Here is a 17,817-nt window from a genome sequence, read left to right on the forward strand (position 1 = left end):
AAAAGCAACGGAACCATACGCACTTTATCTCGAATCCAAGTCTTCAAGATAAGGGGGCTATAACGGAACAAGTAATTAAAAAATCCACCAGCGCTTTTAAGCACTAGTGGATCGTTTTACATTGATTAGTTCATACAGAAGCATTTCAAACGCTAATGTTTTATCCATCTTCCCTTGTTTAATCGCCGCATCTGCTTCGGTCAAGTGTTGCATAATTAAGGAGAGTTCTTTATCCGTAAATCCTCTTTCACGTTTCAAAGCCATTTTCACCGCAAATGGGGCTACTTTTGCCTGTTGAGCGATTTGGTTTTGGGAATAGCCTTTTTGCTTCAAAAGTTTGGATTGGAAAATCAACCTGAATTGAGACGCAAGTAAAGCAAGTAACCCAATTGGCTCTTCATTTTGTTTTTCCAAATCTTTATAGATCAACATAGCCCTTTCGATATTTTGATTCATCACGGCATCTACTAATTTAAAGGCTGATGCTTGAGGGTTGTGTGAAGCGAGCAGTTCTGCCACTTCCTTTGTTACCGTTCCCCCTTCTCCTACATATAAAGCCATCTTCTCGAGTTCGTTTCGAATAGACATTAAATTGGTCCCATTTTCCTGAATAAAGATTTCTAATGCAGGGGACTCTAAGTTTATATGTAATTCCTTAGCCATGGATTGAATCCAATCGTTCATTTCATATTCTTTAAACGATTGGCAAGGAATAACTTGTCCAACTTGTTTGATTTGTTTTATAATTTTTTTGCGTTCATCTACTTTCTCGTATGGAGCAATGAACACAATCACAGAATAGTCGACAGGTTGCTCGAGATAGGATTGGAGAACATTTAAATCGTGTTCAACTTGAACTTTATCAGGTTTAGCTTTAAAGAAGCTCGGATTTTTACAAAGCAGTAATTTTCGGTCTCCAAAAAAAGGAAACGTTTCAGCATCCATAATGACCTCTTGAATTGGCATTTCTTCAAGGTCATAAATCGATAAATTCACATCGTGCTCGTCCTCTGTTAATGCGTTTTGCACGAGTGCTTGTTGAAGGTCTTGGATCAAATAAGACTCCGTTCCATATATCAAATAAACAGGATCAAACTGTTTTTTCTTGATTTTCTTTAATGCATCAAAATAAACCATACGGTCGTTCCTCCATTTCTACTCATAAGAGTATGGTATACGGAATTTGCATGGCTTTCAAGAGTGAATTGAAGAGGGAAATGGACTTTCCATTCCCCCCTGGCATCTATATCAACGTTTACAAAACAGCCCTAGGCAACTGTTTTATAAACGATATTTTTTAGCTTACTTATAGCGTAGCCAAATCCGTGAAAACTATGGGTGTTAACTCTTGTCAACAAAGGGAATACGAAAGGTACATGAAATTTTCTACCTAGTATAGATTTTTTTCGTGTAATCGCTTATACTAGGAAATGGTATAGGAGGGGTAAAAGTGAACGAATTTAAAAAAGAAGTACAATCACCAACTAACGATGTTATTGATTCAGGTTTAGGGTTTGTTTTCTCATTCTTGTTCTTCTTTATCATCTTCGCTATTGGTGCAGGTGTACGATTACTTGGTAACTAATGTATGATGAGACAAAAGAGGCTGCTTTCGAAACAGTCTCTTTTTTTATGGTTTTGTTATACGTTATCCTATGGTGCATGCCTATAAAACGTACCTGTCCCATCTAAAAATTCAAAGTACACCGCTCCATACTGATCTGTTCTCATGATCTGTATTTTTTCTTGTTTCAACCTCTCAATCACCTCTTGCGATGGATGTCCATGAGTATTATTCCTTCCTACCGAAATCCAAGCTACTTCAGGAGAAGTTTTTCTCAGGAACGTATCATTTGTTGAAAACCGACTACCGTGGTGAGCTATTTTTAATACATCCACTGAACTTGTACTCAGCTCTTTTTCATATTCTCCACTTATATCACCTGTGAACAACCAGGATTTTCCCCCAATATGAGAACGAACCACAAGCGAATTATCATTGGTGCTATTCATGTCTCGTTCAGGATGCAAGACATGGAAGGAAGTTTCCCCTATTTGAAAGATATCCCCTTTTCGAACTGTAATCTGATTTTCAAATTGACCCCCTTCTTCATAATAAGGGCTAGTTATGAGCGTATTAACGTTAAACCGGGAAATCAGTTTAGCTGCACTCCCCATATGATCTACGTCATGGTGAGTCAACAATAATACATCAACATGACCAATACCTCTAGATAATAAATAGGGTTCAATAACACTAGAAAAAACATCTTCATTTGTCTTAACAGCACCTGCTGCATCAATCATCATTACATATTCTCGATTCGGCCACTCAATGACAAATGTATCCCCTTGACCAATATCTAACATGGTCACCCGACCTACTTTTGAAAAGTAAGGAATACATGCATCAAACACTAATACAAATACAAGTAGAACCGCCCAGAGAAAGGTCTTCTTCTCGTTCCCCAGAGCCCACTGACGCATCATAAATAGCAACACGATGTAATACATAACCATTAATCCAAATAAGAGCTCTCCTGTAACGATTTCTAGGTACCCTATCCGATCTAAGAAAAGTAATAAATCCATGCAAAGATTAACGATTTTTTGAAATAACCAATCACTCCAATTAGTTAGTACACCTTGAAAAAAAGTAAACAAAACTAAAACAAGGCATAAAGGTAATATGAGGAATGAAAAAATAGGGATGTACAACAAATTCATCATTAAGGAAAGAGGGTTATAGGTGTAAAAGGTATCTAATTGAATGGGGAGAATGGCAAGTTGACTAATGAAGCTTACACGAAGGAGCGAAAATATAAAGGAATTGTATTGGGTAAAAATTGGTTTGGAAAGTAAGAGTGAGAATGTGACAACAAATGAGAATTGAAACCCTAACTGAAATAAAAGGGATGGATTCACCCATAAGGTGAAAAGAACAATGATGCTCAATACATCTGTAATCCGCCATCGTTGGTTTAGAAACGTCATAAGAATAACCGCTTCAGCCATCAATGTGGCTCTCATCACAGAAGGAGCCCCTCCCGCTAAAACAGCATATATCGGCAAAAAGAGCATAATCATTCCCTTCATCTTTCCTTTAGTGAGGATACCCAACCGAATACCTACATAAGAGAAAAAGGCAATAAATAAACCAACGTGCAACCCTGAAATCGCAAGAAGATGAGATAAATTCCATCGTTGAAAGGATTCAACTTCTTCATGTAATAAATACTGGTCATCACCAAAGACGAGGGCATTGATCCAAGATGCTGTTTTTTCACTGTATGTTTCTTGAGTATGAGCAATAATCGTTTGTCTCCACTGAAATATGTTTGAGAGAAATGTTCCGTCACTACAAACCACTTTTTCATCATTCATCACGATAATTCCTTGAAGGCCTTTCGAATAGATATATTCTCGATAATCAAATGCTCCAGGGTTACGAGCTTGTGCTGGCTTTTCAGGAGTACCTTTAAATTCGCATGTAGCACCATATTGAAAAGCAGAGGACAATTGTGAGGGGGCAAAGGAGTACACTAGCCACTTTTGGCCAGTTTCTTCTTCTAAAGCTTCAAAACGAATATAATCTGATTTAATTTCTGGAGCTTTCGTGATGGTTATGGACCAATCTTCTTTATCAGAGGGAAAAGGCTTAAGTGAAGGTGAAGTGTAATGATTCATGAATAACGAAAGCACCAAAGAAACCACACATAAGAATAAAGGAAGCTTAGGGAGGGAGTACCAACGTAACAACGCGAAACATATTATGGTTACAATAAATAGGCTCCAATGGTTTTGAATGGCTAGAGCAAACCCGAGGAGCCCAGATATTGCAACATAATGCCAATACCCATTCATCCCTTCACCTCCCCCTCTATCCAACAAGCATCACCCTTTACGTGGTGCAAATAAGGATGCAGCTTCCTGACGTAAGGTGTGAATTTTATCTGAGGAAACATTACTTTCTTCTAAATGGTCAATTAAATCATTTATGTATTGTAGCTTTTCTTGTGATTTTGTATCTACAACAAGATCTTCTAATTCCACTTTTTCCACATGGACATTAGCGTCTCTAAATAATTCTTCAGCATATGGATGATTTTTATAATCTTTCGCATAATACACACTCTTAATCCCAGCTTGAATCAGAGCTTTGCAACAGTGAATACATGGGAAGTGAGTTACATACACCTCTGATCCCTCTGTCGGTACGCCGAATTTCGCGCATTGTAATAAGGCGTTCATCTCTGCGTGAATGGTTCGAACACAGTGACCATCAATAACATAACAGCCTTCATCAATACAATGCACACTTCCTGAGACACTCCCGTTATATCCACCCGCAATAATGCGTTTATCACGAACAATCGTTGCACCTACAGCTAAACGTTCACATGTGCTACGTAAAGCTAACAAATGACTTTGTGCCATAAAATATTGATCCCAGGAAATCCGTTTCATTTACAAAACCACCTTTTCCGAATTTTCTTATTAAGTGTACTGCCTTCAAATAGGCTCGTCAATACGCTCAAGGAACACGAACATCATCCCTAAATCCTTCTAGCGTCTTACTTCCTATACCACTAATCTCTAAAAGGTCGTCCACAGATTTAAATGGCCCGTATTGATTTCGATAAGCAATTATTTTTTTAGCTTTTGCTTCTCCAATGCCAGACAGGTTCATCAAATCTTCAAGGGAGGCTCGATTTATTGATAACTTATAAGCATAAGATCCTGCCGTCTTTCCAACTAAGGTTTCAGAAGAGACATATACAACCATTTCATCCATTAATTTTTGAGCCAAATTAACTGATAGAGGATCGGCTTTATCAGTCATGCCTCCCGCTCTTTTTATTGCATCCTGTACCCTCCTTCCCTCTTCAAGCTCATAAACTCCTGGTTGATTCACTTCACCTTTTACATCAACTACAATTGAAGATTTTGTTATCTGTTTATTTTTCGGATTAGCATCATGATTTTCGCTCTGATTCTTTTGTTCCATTTTCAGCACTTTTTGATCTGAAGGCATATCTTGTTGCCAGAAGAATAAACCTATAAAACTGAGTAAAACCAAAAGTGTTAAGGCGTAGTTTGGAATTCTTTTCATAAACGTACCACCTACTTTCATATATTTGTTAAGGGAACATAGAATGTTAACAAGTTCGGTTGTAAAGGAGGGGATGTAGGATGAAATGGGGAATCATCGGAACGGGAAACATGGGGACGATCTTAGCAGAAGCTTGGCTAGAATCTGGCATGATCGATCAAGAAGACTTATATATCACCAATCGAACAATGGAAAAGGCTTATGCCATTCAAAAACACTATCCTAATATTCATGTTTGTGAAAATGCAGCATCTATCGCAGAAAAAACAGATTTAGTATTCATATGTGTTAAGCCCTTAGATATTCACCCCCTTTTAATCAAATTGGAGCCTACATTATCTAAGCAGCAGTGCTTAGTTTCAATTACGAGTCCATATGCTGTTGAGGATTTGGAGAAGCTTGTACCATGCCAAGTAGCTCGTTTAGTACCAAGTATCACGAACCGAGCACTTTCAGGTGTGGCCCTATTAACGTTTGGAGATTCTGTAGAACCAGTGATGAAGGGATACTTAACGCAAAGTTGTAAGGTGTTTTCTAGACCTGTAGAAATTAAAGATTCAATCACGAGGGTTTCATCAGACATTGTTTCTTGTGGTCCTGCCTTTTTTAGCTATTTAATACAAAGATTCATACAAGCAGCGTGTGAAGAGACAGAGATTACCGAAGAAGAAGCTACGATCATGATGACAGAAATGATGATTGGATTCGGAAAATTGATTGAGGATGGTCATTACTCTCTCCGAACATTACAAGAGAAAGTATGTGTTAAGGGTGGTGTGACAGGAGAAGGTATTGCAGTATTAGAACGAGAAGTTGGGAACATGTTTAATTTGCTATTCCATCGTACTCATCATAAATACGCTAAAGATAAACGCGAAATTCGAGAACAGGAAATGGGTTAAGATATTAATTCAACATTACCGTCAATTTTCCTGCTTCGCTCATAAAAAAAGAAGAACCGGTTCAACTGGAGAAAGGAGTATCTCATTGCCAAAGCAATGTGATACTCCTTTTTATATAAAAAAAGAGTTCAATTAAGGGTACAAATGAGGTTTTGTACTCCATAACTGAACTCCTTATTTAAGTTTTATTTAAGTTTCTGACAAACAAAAAATATGCGGTCATTCTCTAGCTCATCATAGCCCGTTTCATCTGAAAAGTCAGCATGTATTCCTCGAATCGTAAAACCTATGTCATTTAACCATTGTGAGTAATCGTCGACACTTTGTGTGCGTTGCGTATGATACTCATCAAAGCGCTCATAATGTTGATCGTTTTTCACAAAAAAGGTTAAATCATGATGAACGGTATGAGGCGCTTCTCCTTCATCACAGAACCAAATATAGGATACATCGTCATACACGACACCAAAGGTTTGATTTTTGAGAACATGTTCCACATATCCGATGGAATGAACATCAAACATGAAAAGCCCTCCAGGTTCTAATGAATCATAGACACTCTGAAAGACTTTCTGTACGTCTAGATCATCCGTAATATAATTTAATACATCACAGTAGCTAATGATGACATCATACTTTTCATGAACCTCTAGATTCGTTATATCTTGTTTAAGCCATTGGATCGATTGGTTATGAAGATTACTCTTACGTTCAGCAATCGAGAGCATTTCTTCAGACAGGTCAACTCCTGATACCTGAAAACCTTGCTCACTTAATCGAATCGTGATCTCACCTGTGCCTGCCCCTAAATCAAGAATTGTACCTGCATTCGAGAAATAGGTTTTGATTCTTTTATTCGTAAATTGAACCCATTGCTCATAGGGTACATCTTTCATTAAGGTGTCATACACTTCCGCAAAACGCCCATAACTCATCATTAAACTTGATCTGGTGCGATGTCTTGGAACGTATAAGTTGGTGCATCGCCCCAAAGGCGTTCAAGGTTATAATAACCACGTTCATCCTCATGGAAAATGTGACAAACGACATCGTCTAAGTCAATAAGGATCCAACGTGCATGTTCAAAACCTTCAAACCTTTTTACTTCAATTTCTTTTTCTTCCGCTTCCTGTTTGATACCACGTGCAATGGCTTGGACTTGTCTTTCACTTGTACCATGACAGATTAAGAAGTAATCCGAAATAAGGGACACATGTTGCATATCCATCACAACAATATCTTCTCCACGCTTATCTTCACATGCTTGTGCGGCAAGCTGCATTAATTCTTTACTTTCCATTTAACCATTCCTTCCATAGGTTTACGCTTTTATCTTATTCGTCAATGCATTATAGGCATGAAATGTTTCTGGGTAAATTGGTTGGCTTTTACTCATTAAAAAGGAAACCGTATTTTTAGAAGCCATCCAACAACCATAATCTAAATCTTCCCACGAACTTTTGCGTACTTCTTCTAATCCAGGGAACTTCCGTCCAGGTTCAATATAGTCAGCCAAGAAAATGACTTTATCAAGCGGGGTCATATGAGCTCGACCTGTTGTATGATAATGGATTGCCTCAAGCACTTCTTTATCATGAAGACCAATCTCCCGCTCCACCAAAAGAGCCCCTACAGGACCATGCCATAATTCATGATGGTAATGAAGCAAGTCCTTTGGTAAGTACGTTGATTCAATCCAACGCTTCATCTCTGTAATCGGTCTATATTTAGCATAATCATGAAAGATTGCAGCAATTTCAGCTTTTTCCTCATCTACACCATACGTTTGAGCAAGTTGAATAGCTGTTTCCATAACACGGACCGTATGATCATAACGTTCTTGTTTTAAATGAGGCTTCACAATAGCTAAAGCTTCTTCTCTATTCATATAAATTATGCTCCTTTATATAAGATTCCACACCTTCAGGTAGCAAGTACTTCGTTGAGCCTCCGAATTTAAACCTATCTCGTACTAATGTTGACGAAACCTCGAACATTGGAATATCCACTTTTTCAATAGGATAAGGAGTTTTCAATTCGTGACCTCTTCTTTTAACACCTACAAATGTGACAAGCTCAAGTAATTCATCAATCCGATGCCATTTTGGCAAGTATTCAACTTGATCTCCACCAATGATAAAGTAAAATACTGTATCTTCAAATTGTTGAATCAATTCGTTAACCGTGTCATAGGTGTACGATATGCCAGAACGCTCCATCTCAATCGCGCTAACACTAAAATGCGGATTTGATTTAATAGCTAATTGGGTCATCTCCACACGATGTTCCACATTGGTATTTGAAGCTTCTTTGTGTGGTGGATCATGAGAGGGGACAAACCATACCTCATCAAGTCCCAGCGCTTGAAACACTTCTTCAGCTACGAGCAAATGCCCGATATGAGGAGGGTCAAATGTACCTCCTAGCAAACCTACTTTTCTCATGCTTAACTCCTTTAAGGTAAAACAATTTGTTTATGCTCAGTTGACTCTTTATATAAGACAATGACGTTTCCGATGACTTGCACGACATGTGCATCTGTACCTTCTGCTAATTCACGGGCTACTTCATTTTTATCGTCAAAATTATTTTGTAAAATACTAACTTTAATAAGTTCGCGCTTCTCTAGCACATCGTTAATTTGCTGTATCATATTTTCATTTACACCTGTTTTTCCTACTTGGAAGATCGGGTTTAAGTGATGTGCTTTCGAGCGTAAAAATCGTTTTTGTTTTCCTGTTAACATGGTTCCTCACCTTTCAATTGTTGTTCAAATTTCTCTAGAAGTAATTCGGCCTTTAAAACAGAGGATGTCCAAATTTCATAAGACAACGCTGCTTGATATAACAACATTCCATGACCATATAATACATGTGCACCACGCTCTTTTGCTTCTTTTAAGAAAGCTGTTTCCATTGGTCGATAAACAATATCGCAAACAACAGCATCCGGATGAACATGAGTTAAAGATAGAATGCTTTCCTTATCATTGGGTGCCATTCCAACAGATGTAGTTTGAACAATCATATCATATTCTGACATTTTTTCTTCAGCTTCTTCTAAGGTTAAAATCGATGTGTTTGTTTCAGAAGATTTTAGATCCAACATTTCTTGCGCGCGTTGTTGAGATCTGTTAGCAATATCCACACTAGGCGTATTTTCTTCTACCAAAGCTCGATAGATCCCTTTAGCTGCTCCTCCTGCTCCTATACAGAGCACTTTCATTTCCGAGAACGAATGTCTAGGGTAAGATTCTTTAAATGATCTGATAAAACCTTTCCCATCTGTATTATATCCGATCCATTTTCCATTTTCTAAATGAACTGTATTAACTGCCCCAATCATTTTAGCATAAGGGTCAACCTCATCTAGAAAGGATAAAATCCTCTCTTTATACGGTACAGTTACATTAAAACCATCTATTTGCAATGTTCTCATTGCTTTCAGTGTAGATGCGAACTCATCTGGGGGCGTCTCAAACACTCGATAGATTCCTTGCTTCTGTTGTTGATCAAGAAAATGATTATGAATCCACGGCGACCGAGAATGAGCTGCAGGATACCCCACGAGTCCAAAGAAATAACTCATTGCTAAATTCACCTCCGCACTATTAAATCAAGGAAGGGCGTAATGATACACGTACACCTTCAGGAATGTGGGCCGTAATGGTGACCCCACCCTCAGGTACTGTTACCCAACCCAAACCAGAAAAGACAATATCCGTTTTTCCTTCTTCAACATGAAACGTTTTCGGTTGAAGAGGAGGCAATTGTTCAACAGCTTCCGGGCTAGGTGGTGTAAGCATTTCACCTACATGGTTCTTATATAATTCATCCGCTTTTTCTAATTTTGTTCTGTGAATCATAAGTTCATTTGAGAAGTAACACACAAATGAGCTTTTTTCTCCTTTTTCAAAATCAAACCGGGCTAAACCACCAAAATATAGGGTTTGTCCTTCATTTAGCTGATACACTTTCGGCTTAATTTCTTTTTGTGGTGTGATCACTTTTAAATCTTTTTCAGATACATAATGAGCCATCTGGTGGTGATTAATAATTCCTGGTGTATCGAATAAAGAAGACTTTTCATCTAAAGGAATGTCGATAAATCCTAGTGTAGTGCCAGGGAAATAAGAAGTTGTAATTGCTTCTTTTTCTCCCGTTGTTTCATGAATTAGATGGTTAATAAATGTAGATTTCCCTACATTCGTACAACCAACAACATAAACATCTTTATTTCTTCTTAATGATTCGATCCCTTCAGCAACTTCCTTCATACCAGTACCAGATTTTGCAGAAACTAAGAACACATCACTAACCTTCAGACCTAACTCTTTAGCTGAACGACGCATCCACTGTTTTACTTTATTTGGGTTTATGGACTTCGGTAATAAGTCTACTTTATTCCCTACAAGGATGATTGGCTTTTCACCCGTAAATCGGGGCAATCCGTTTATAAAGCTCCCATTGAAATCAAAAATATCAATTACTTTAACAATGATTCCATTCGTTGCTCCGATATCATTTAACATACGTAAGAAATCATCATCAGTCAGATCAACATCTTGAACTTCATTGTAATGTTTTAAGCGAAAGCACCGCTTACATATGATGTCTTCTCTTTCTAGAGCTGATGCAGGTGCATATCCAACCGCATTTGGATCTTCAGTCTGAACTTCAGCACCGCACCCCTGACAAATTATTTTTTCCATCTTTCTTCCTCCCATGAGATGTAACCTTTTCGTTGAAACCAACTAAGTAAACGTCGTTCAACTTTACGATTGATACGCGTAAAAACGCCATCTGTTTGAACAATTGGTACAACTAAAATGGTATAGAGATTCGCTCGATTCCCACCGAGTACATCTGTTAATAATTGATCACCAACAACCACGATTTCTTTCTTTTCTAGCTTCATAACCTTCCGTGCTTGACGAAAAGCTTGTCCTAAAGGCTTCCGAGCACTATGAATGAACGGAATATTTAAAGGCTCTGAAAAACTTGTCACCCGCTCTTCATTATTATTAGACATAATCGTAACTTGAATATCGTTTTCTTTCATTAATTTGAACCACTGCTCTACTTCTTTCGTAGCATCTTTCTGATCCCATGCCACGAGAGTGTTATCCAAGTCTGTTATGATTCCTTTTATCCCTTTTTCTTTTAAATCATCTGGACGAATTTCAAAAATAGAATGAACATGCTCATCCGGCAAGAACATTTTTAACACAACGTTCACCTCAATTAACAATCTGTGGCCTCTTAATGGACCACTTCCTCATGATATACAATTTAGTATTCCCTTTCAAAAGAAACTTTGTATTTCTATAAAATTTAGACAAGTGACATATGCAAAAAACATAATTTCTTTCTAAAAACCGTTCGACAAATTCTTGCATTTTTCTCTCTGTGGATAAGTCCATACACAAAACCCACAGTGATATACCGGGGAAAGTTTATTTTTCCCACATTTTACCCACAAGTTATATACAAGTTCATGTGGATATCTAGGCAGTTGTAGGGGTTAACCTTTCATGATAAATTAAACATACGCTAAATACTTACAGATGTTAGAAACAAATGAATGATAAAAATAGACAGAATATCACAACGGTTTTAAAAGGCATTTCCAATTTTCATTCTTGTGCGGGAGGTGAGAAGCCTGGATCGAACAGGCCATCACTATGGAACATTTATCAGACGAGCTGTTAATTGAATCCTACTACAAAGCGAATGATTTAAAATTAAGTGCGGAATTTATTAAGATGATTGAAGAAGAACTGCAACGCCGATCTTTAAGTCATCTAATAAAATACTCTAGTTAGCCCCCTGAACCCCTACTATATCAAGCATAGTAGGGGTTTTTTTATTGGTTCCCCTCCCTAAATCCCTTAGACTTTAATTACCTATTCTTATAACAATATTGTCCGAATATTAGATATAAGGTAAATTTAGTTGAATCCTACCTCTCATTTTGATTACAATGGAATGGATATATACGCATCATGATATCGTATGGTAAAAGTTGCCTACTTTTATACATAACGAGGGAGGATTTATACTGAATGTTAACCGCAATATTTTTACCACTCATTTTAGCTTGTTTTATTCCTTTAATAAGTAAGTGGAAATATTCCATTCACACAGGATGGTTTGTCTTAATCATCCCTTTTAGTATATTTGTATACCTTATTCAGCAAGTCGGTACTCGTTTTTCTCCTTTTGAAAAAACATACCCTTGGATTCCTTCAATGGATATTCATTTTGACTTGTATTTAGACGGTTTAAGTTTACTGTTTGGATTATTAATTAGTGGAATTGGTACACTTGTTGTACTTTACTCAATTTATTATTTACATAAAAGTGAGCAGTTAGGCCATTTCTACTTGTACTTATTGATGTTTATGTCCGCGATGTTTGGTGTTGTGTTCTCTGATAATGTGTACGTACTATACACCTTCTGGGAGCTAACATCCCTCTCTTCCTTCTTACTAATCGGCTATTGGAATCATCGTAAGGGTTCTCGTTACGGTGCATTAAAATCAATGCTGATCACCGTATTTGGCGGTCTTAGTATGTTAGGTGGATTATTACTGTTAACCATCGTCACGGATACAACAAGTATTCAAGAAATGATCTCTCAAAAAGAGACGATTATGAACAGTCCCCAATTCGGTTGGATCATAGCATTTTTATTTTTGGGCGCATTTACAAAATCCGCTCAGTTCCCATTCCATATCTGGCTTCCAGATGCAATGGAAGCTCCAACACCTGTAAGTGCCTACTTACACTCAGCAACAATGGTTAAAGCGGGTATTTTCCTTATCGCTCGTTTTTCTCCAATTCTTTCACAGAGTGATTGGTTCTTTATTATTGTAAGTGGTTTTGGAATTCTTACACTTTGTTGGGGGTCTTTCATGGCTGTTCGTCAAACAGACCTCAAAGGAATCCTTGCATACTCAACCATTAGCCAACTCGGTATGATTATGGCTATGCTTGGTTTTGGAACGAAAATAGCAGTTTTTGCTGCAGTCTTCCATATTTTAAACCATGCAACATTTAAAGGAAGCTTGTTCATGGTTGCAGGTATTGTAGACCACGAAACAGGTACTCGAGATATTCGCAAGTTAGGCGGGCTTATGACGTTTATGCCGATTACAGCAACCCTTGCCTTCTTTGGTACGTTTTCAATGGCAGGATTTCCACTACCATTTTTAAATGGTTTCTATAGTAAGGAATTGTTCTTTGATGCCGCACTTCTACACCATTTCTCTGTAGATGGCTTTGCTCAGCTATTAAAAGTGATTATTCCTTACCTTGCTGTCTTTGGAAGCATCTTTACGTTCGTTTACTCCATGTACCTGGTCTTCGGAACATTTAGAGGCGAATACAAGGAGAAAGAACTAAAAACAAAACCACATGAAGCGCCTATTGGAATGCTCATCTCTCCAATCGTTCTAGTTTTGGGAGTTATTATAATAGGGTTGTTCCCTAACTTATTTAACGAATCGTTTTTAGCCCATGCTGCTCAATCCATTAAAGGTGTAGAGATTCATAAGAAAATTAAGTTTTGGCATGGTTTTAATAGCATTCCTTTATATATGTCACTAGCTGTAGTCGCTATAGGTTCGATTCTTGCCTACACTCGGAAACGCTGGTCTTCAGTGTACAATGTAATACCTGGTACATTAAGCTTTAACCGTGTGTACGACTGGCTTGTAGACAAAACAACTGCCTACTCTGAAGTTGTTACAGAAAGTTATATGTCAGGTTCATTAAAGCACTACGTTCGATACATTTTAATTGCGATTCTCGTCGTTACATTCGGGACACTATGGTTGACCACAGACTTAACCATTTCTAACCCTGATCTAGCATCTATCGGTATTCCCGATATGCTTGTGGTTAGTATGATGGTCATTGCATCCGTAGCCACCATTTTTACAAATAACCGTATTGCAGCAATTTTAATTCTAGGTGTTGTCGGTTATGGACTTGCAATCTTATTTGTTATCTACCGTGCACCAGACTTAGCTTTAACACAGTTAATTATCGAAACTGTAACAGTTGCCTTATTCTTACTCGTCTTTATGCACCTTCCAAAGCTCGAGAAGCGAAATGAATCAAAAGGCACAGTATTTTTTAATGCTACCGTCTCTATCCTATTTGGAGCGATGATGACATTCGTAGCGATATTCTCCTATTCCAGCAAGTGGTTCGAGCCGATTTCGGATTACTTCCTTGAGACAGCAGTTTCTTTAGGCGGAGGACATAATGTCGTAAACGTTATTCTTGTAGATATGCGTGGACTGGATACATTGTTTGAGATTGCCGTATTAGGCATCGCTGCATTAGGCATTTATGGAATGATCAAACTTCGCCGTGATAAGGGGGAGAAATAGATTGGAAATCGTTACGTCAATCCTATCAGGAATTCTATTTGCAACAGGAATCTATAACTTGCTCCAGAAACAACTGTTACGAATCATCATCGGAACAGCTCTTATGTCTCATGGAGCTCACCTATTCATTTTAACGATGGGAAAACTAAAAAGAGGGAAACCTCCAATTATTGTTGAAGGTGTAGAAAATTATGTTGATCCCCTCCCACAAGCGCTAATCTTAACATCTATTGTCATCAGCTTTGGTGTAACAAGCTTTCTTTTAGTGTTAGCATACAGAGCTTCTCGTTTAAATGGCACAGATAATATGGAAGAATTAAGGGGTAACGAAAATGAGTAACTTAGCTGTATTACCAATTTTAATACCATTGTTATCAGGCATAATAGCGGCTCTAATGAATCGTAAGCAAAGAGCCGTACGCGTGTTTTCAACCATAATGATGCTTGTGAACTTAGGTGTGACAGCATACATAGGATGGTATGTTTTTCAAAATGGTCCTGTCATCCTTGAAACTGGGGGATGGAAAGCTCCTTATGGAATCATTCTTGTAGGGGATATGCTTGCCATTCTACTTGTTATTACAACAAACATTATTGGGCTTGCCTGTGTATTCTTTGCACCAAAATCATTGAGTGAAAAACAAGAATCTTTTTACTTTTATACGTTCTTCTTTATGCTCATTTCAGGCGTGTCTGGAGCCTTTTTAACAGGAGATTTATTCAACCTCTTCGTATTCTTCGAAGTCCTGTTAATGGCTTCTTATGGATTGATTACCTTAGGTGGAGAAAAAGTACAATTTAGAGAATCAATTAAATACGTTTTAATTAACCTTTTCTCTTCTATCCTTTTTGTAACTGTTGTTTCCTTCCTTTATTCAGTAGTTGGAACAGTTAACATGGCTCAAATTGCTGATCGTGTACAAGATGTTGAACAAAAAGGAATCTTAACAACTATAGGCATTCTTTTGTTCTTTGTCTTTGCTACAAAGGCTGCAGTATTTCCGCTTTATTACTGGTTACCTAAATCGTATGTGGTGCCAAACCCAGTTGTTTCTGCATTATTTGGTGCCCTATTAACGAAAGTAGGTATTTATTCTATTCTTAGAATGTTTACAATCATCTTCGTCCATGAAGTAGATCTAACCCATCAACTATTCTTATGGTTAGCTGCTCTTACGATGGTCTTCGGCGTTGTAGGTGCTTTATCGACAAATAATATCAAGTTAATTGTGACTTATAACATTATTCCTGCAGTTGGATTTATGCTGATGGGGATTGGAATATTTACAGAAGTATCAATTGCCGGAACTGTCTATTATCTAATTCACGATATGGTCGTAAAGGGCGCTCTATTCTTACTTGTTGGTGCAATTGCATATTTAGCAGGAACAAGTGACCTTAGAAAAATGCACGGGTTAATCCATCACTACCCTGTTATTGGTTGGCTATTCTTTATTGCATGTATTACTTTAGCGGGGATACCACCATTTAGTGGTTTCATTGGGAAGATTCTATTATTAAAAGGTGGCTTGGCTCAGGACCAAATTTTCATCGTTATCATTGGTCTTATAACGAGTCTCCTTATTCTCTTTTCTATGATTCGCATTTTCATCCAAGGGTTCTGGGGAGAAAAAGATGAATCCTTCCAGCCAGATAAACCCAAAGCTCGAGCATTTGCTTGGCCTATAGGTTTTCTAGTGTTCTTCTCCGTATTCCTTGGCGTTGGAGCTGAATTCGTTTATCCGATTGTAGACGAGATTTCAAACACCTTACTAGACCCGTCCATCTATATTGAATCCGTTCTAAAGGAGTAAACCATTATGCCTTTTCAAATTGTATTGAATATTACAATTGCATTCATGTGGATGTTCCTAAATGAAGCTTATTCGTTTAGTACATTCTTCGTCGGCTATGTAATCGGGATCATATTGCTGTTTTTATTACAGCGATTTATCCCTGATGAATTTTACATGAAACGAATTGGAAATATCATATATTTAATTTTACTTTTCATTAAGGAATTGCTTCTATCTAATATTTCGATCGTAAAATGGGTATATAAACCGAAGTTAGACATGGAACCTGGAATATTTGCAGTTCCGATCGATCTAAAGAGTAACTGGGAAATCACTTTACTCGCAAACTTAATCACACTAACTCCTGGTACATTATCCATTGCCATTTCTAACGATTATTCATATATTTATGTTCATGCAATGGATATTGGGGATGTTGAAGAAGAAATCAACTCCATTAAAGAATCCTTTGAACGAGCGATCAAGGAGGTTACGAGATAATGCTGGATACACTTCATATGGCACAAAACATATTACAATATGTAACAACAGCTTGTATCGTTGCGATCTCCATCTCGATCATTCTCCTTTTATATCGAGCGCTTGTTGGGCCGACTAATCCTGACCGTGCTGTTGCCTTAGATACGATTGGGATCAACTTAATGGCTTTAGCAGGACTGTTAGCCATTGGCCTTGTTACAACGCAACTAAATGATGTTATTTTACTGATTGGAATTCTGCTGTTTATTGGTACAGTAGCCATTGCAAAATTCTTAGAAAAGGGTGTTATCATTGACCGCGACTTGGATTGAGATCGTTTGGGACATCATCATCATACTGTTGTTGATATCAGGTACGTTTTTCATCGTTTCAAGCTCCATAGGAATTATTCGTTTTCCTGATGTTTATACTCGCCTTCATGCTGCAACAAAAAGTGCAACATTAGGTGTAGCTGGTATTATGATTGGCGCCTTTTTGTTTATGTATATTGAACACGGAATAGTAAGTGGTAAACTGATTCTAGGTATTATCTTTGTACTGATCACCGCCCCAGTATCTGGACACATGATTTCTCGAGCTGCTTATAGAAGTGGTGTTCCGTTGTGGGATCGTAGTGTTAAAGATGATTATAATAAAGTAATTAAACCAGAACATGAAAAATCATAACCAAAGCCTCTACTCGATTCGAGTAGAGGCTTTTTTCTTCTTTAGTACTGTTGTTATAGCTGATCTTATTCCATTAAAGCCCCCTTATCTTGAAGACTTGGTTTCGAGATAAAGTGAGTATGGTTCCGTTTCTTTAGTGGAGTGCGGCGGGCTGTGAAACGGGTTGCTTTCCCCGGACGAACTATCGAGCCTCCTCATTCGCTAAAGCTCCTTGCGGGGTCTCGCTAGCCCGTTTTTCTGGAGGAGTCAACCCGTTCCACAGCCCACCTTAGCCGAATAGTGACTAACGGAACCGCCGTAGTTCTGGGAGAGAGTGTTCTAATTCCAGGTTAATCCTATCATGACAAGGGTCTGAGCAACTTCTCTTACTATGATTTCCAATCAATATGAGGTGGGGAAAGCCAAATTATGGTCCGTTAGTTTCCATAATCGCGTGGA

Annotated in this window: 21 protein-coding genes; 9 read left to right on the forward strand and 12 right to left on the reverse strand. The window is 37.9% G+C overall.

What is annotated here, in order from left to right; translation table 11 throughout:
- Positions 1-96: 96 nt before the first annotated feature.
- Positions 97-1,137 (reverse strand): DNA polymerase III subunit delta, encoded by a 1,041-nt coding sequence (gene holA / locus H514_RS0114060; RefSeq protein WP_027447532.1) that lies wholly within the window; start codon positions 1,135-1,137, stop codon positions 97-99.
- A gap of 313 nt (positions 1,138-1,450) precedes the next feature.
- Between holA and H514_RS24400 the strand changes: the two genes are divergently transcribed.
- A complete protein-coding gene (locus H514_RS24400) occupies positions 1,451-1,585 on the forward strand; it encodes a YqzM family protein (protein WP_027447533.1) in 135 nt (44 codons plus the stop codon).
- A gap of 68 nt (positions 1,586-1,653) precedes the next feature.
- On the opposite strand, the gene H514_RS0114070 is transcribed toward H514_RS24400, so the two are convergent.
- The 3 genes from H514_RS0114070 to H514_RS0114080 form a co-directional block, all read right to left on the reverse strand.
- Positions 1,654-3,864, reverse strand: a complete 2,211-nt coding sequence (locus H514_RS0114070; protein WP_027447534.1) for a DNA internalization-related competence protein ComEC/Rec2 — start codon at positions 3,862-3,864, stop codon at positions 1,654-1,656.
- A 30-nt stretch (positions 3,865-3,894) separates the two neighbouring features.
- Complete coding sequence (locus H514_RS0114075; RefSeq protein WP_027447535.1) at positions 3,895-4,467, reverse strand: ComE operon protein 2; 573 nt, start codon at positions 4,465-4,467, stop codon at positions 3,895-3,897.
- Between the two features lie 67 nt (positions 4,468-4,534).
- Positions 4,535-5,113: a helix-hairpin-helix domain-containing protein gene (locus tag H514_RS0114080; protein WP_027447536.1), complete on the reverse strand. Its 579-nt coding sequence runs from the start codon at positions 5,111-5,113 to the stop codon at positions 4,535-4,537.
- Positions 5,114-5,193: 80 nt separating this feature from the next.
- Between H514_RS0114080 and comER the strand changes: the two genes are divergently transcribed.
- Positions 5,194-6,015 carry a late competence protein ComER gene (gene comER / locus H514_RS0114085; RefSeq protein WP_027447537.1) on the forward strand — a complete coding sequence of 274 codons (822 nt, stop codon included), beginning with the start codon at positions 5,194-5,196 and terminating at the stop codon, positions 6,013-6,015.
- Positions 6,016-6,200: 185 nt separating this feature from the next.
- Here the strand turns inward: comER and H514_RS0114090 are convergent, their stop codons facing one another.
- The 8 genes from H514_RS0114090 to H514_RS0114125 are packed head-to-tail and all read right to left on the reverse strand — an operon-like array spanning position 6,201 to position 11,244.
- Entirely contained in the window at positions 6,201-6,911 is a 711-nt protein-coding gene (locus tag H514_RS0114090; RefSeq protein ID WP_231566641.1) for a class I SAM-dependent DNA methyltransferase, read from the reverse strand.
- Between the two features lie 41 nt (positions 6,912-6,952).
- Positions 6,953-7,315 (reverse strand): ribosome silencing factor, encoded by a 363-nt coding sequence (rsfS, locus tag H514_RS23140; RefSeq protein WP_036843259.1) that lies wholly within the window; start codon positions 7,313-7,315, stop codon positions 6,953-6,955.
- Between the two features lie 21 nt (positions 7,316-7,336).
- Complete coding sequence (yqeK, locus tag H514_RS0114100; RefSeq protein WP_027447539.1) at positions 7,337-7,903, reverse strand: bis(5'-nucleosyl)-tetraphosphatase (symmetrical) YqeK; 567 nt, start codon at positions 7,901-7,903, stop codon at positions 7,337-7,339.
- Complete coding sequence (locus H514_RS0114105) at positions 7,896-8,459, reverse strand: nicotinate-nucleotide adenylyltransferase (RefSeq protein WP_027447540.1); 564 nt, start codon at positions 8,457-8,459, stop codon at positions 7,896-7,898. The genes yqeK and H514_RS0114105 overlap by 8 nt, the downstream gene beginning before the upstream one ends.
- A gap of 11 nt (positions 8,460-8,470) precedes the next feature.
- On the reverse strand, positions 8,471-8,761 hold the full coding sequence (gene yhbY, locus H514_RS0114110; RefSeq protein WP_027447541.1) for a ribosome assembly RNA-binding protein YhbY: 291 nt from the start codon (positions 8,759-8,761) through the stop codon (positions 8,471-8,473).
- Positions 8,755-9,603 carry a shikimate dehydrogenase gene (gene aroE, locus H514_RS0114115; RefSeq protein WP_027447542.1) on the reverse strand — a complete coding sequence of 283 codons (849 nt, stop codon included), beginning with the start codon at positions 9,601-9,603 and terminating at the stop codon, positions 8,755-8,757. Before aroE ends, yhbY begins: the two co-directional genes overlap by 7 nt.
- A gap of 22 nt (positions 9,604-9,625) precedes the next feature.
- Positions 9,626-10,726, reverse strand: a complete 1,101-nt coding sequence (gene yqeH / locus H514_RS0114120) for a ribosome biogenesis GTPase YqeH (RefSeq protein WP_027447543.1) — start codon at positions 10,724-10,726, stop codon at positions 9,626-9,628.
- Positions 10,714-11,244, reverse strand: coding sequence for a YqeG family HAD IIIA-type phosphatase (locus tag H514_RS0114125; protein WP_027447544.1), 531 nt, complete (start codon positions 11,242-11,244; stop codon positions 10,714-10,716). Before H514_RS0114125 ends, yqeH begins: the two co-directional genes overlap by 13 nt.
- 454 nt (positions 11,245-11,698) lie before the next feature.
- On the opposite strand from H514_RS0114125, the gene sda reads away from it, so the two are divergent.
- The 7 genes from sda (at position 11,699) to mnhG (ending at position 17,379) form a co-directional block, all read left to right on the forward strand.
- Positions 11,699-11,839 (forward strand): sporulation histidine kinase inhibitor Sda, encoded by a 141-nt coding sequence (gene sda, locus H514_RS0114130; protein WP_027447545.1) that lies wholly within the window; start codon positions 11,699-11,701, stop codon positions 11,837-11,839.
- A 240-nt stretch (positions 11,840-12,079) separates the two neighbouring features.
- Positions 12,080-14,416: a Na+/H+ antiporter subunit A gene (locus H514_RS0114135; protein WP_027447546.1), complete on the forward strand. Its 2,337-nt coding sequence runs from the start codon at positions 12,080-12,082 to the stop codon at positions 14,414-14,416.
- A 1-nt stretch (position 14,417) separates the two neighbouring features.
- Positions 14,418-14,756 (forward strand): Na(+)/H(+) antiporter subunit C, encoded by a 339-nt coding sequence (locus H514_RS0114140; RefSeq protein WP_027447547.1) that lies wholly within the window; start codon positions 14,418-14,420, stop codon positions 14,754-14,756.
- The gene (locus H514_RS0114145; RefSeq protein WP_027447548.1) at positions 14,749-16,230 is read left to right on the forward strand and encodes a Na+/H+ antiporter subunit D; all 1,482 of its coding nucleotides are present in this window, start codon (positions 14,749-14,751) and stop codon (positions 16,228-16,230) included. The genes H514_RS0114140 and H514_RS0114145 overlap by 8 nt, the downstream gene beginning before the upstream one ends.
- 6 nt (positions 16,231-16,236) lie before the next feature.
- Positions 16,237-16,713, forward strand: coding sequence for a Na+/H+ antiporter subunit E (locus H514_RS0114150; RefSeq protein WP_027447549.1), 477 nt, complete (start codon positions 16,237-16,239; stop codon positions 16,711-16,713).
- Positions 16,714-16,730: 17 nt separating this feature from the next.
- On the forward strand, positions 16,731-17,024 hold the full coding sequence (locus tag H514_RS0114155; protein ID WP_407946859.1) for a Na(+)/H(+) antiporter subunit F1: 294 nt from the start codon (positions 16,731-16,733) through the stop codon (positions 17,022-17,024).
- Entirely contained in the window at positions 17,005-17,379 is a 375-nt protein-coding gene (mnhG, locus tag H514_RS0114160) for a monovalent cation/H(+) antiporter subunit G (protein WP_036843262.1), read from the forward strand. Before H514_RS0114155 ends, mnhG begins: the two co-directional genes overlap by 20 nt.
- Positions 17,380-17,817 lie beyond the last annotated feature (438 nt).

Origin of the sequence: Pontibacillus marinus BH030004 = DSM 16465 (assembly GCF_000425225.1) — a bacterium.
Lineage (GTDB): Bacteria > Bacillota > Bacilli > Bacillales > BH030062 > Pontibacillus > Pontibacillus marinus.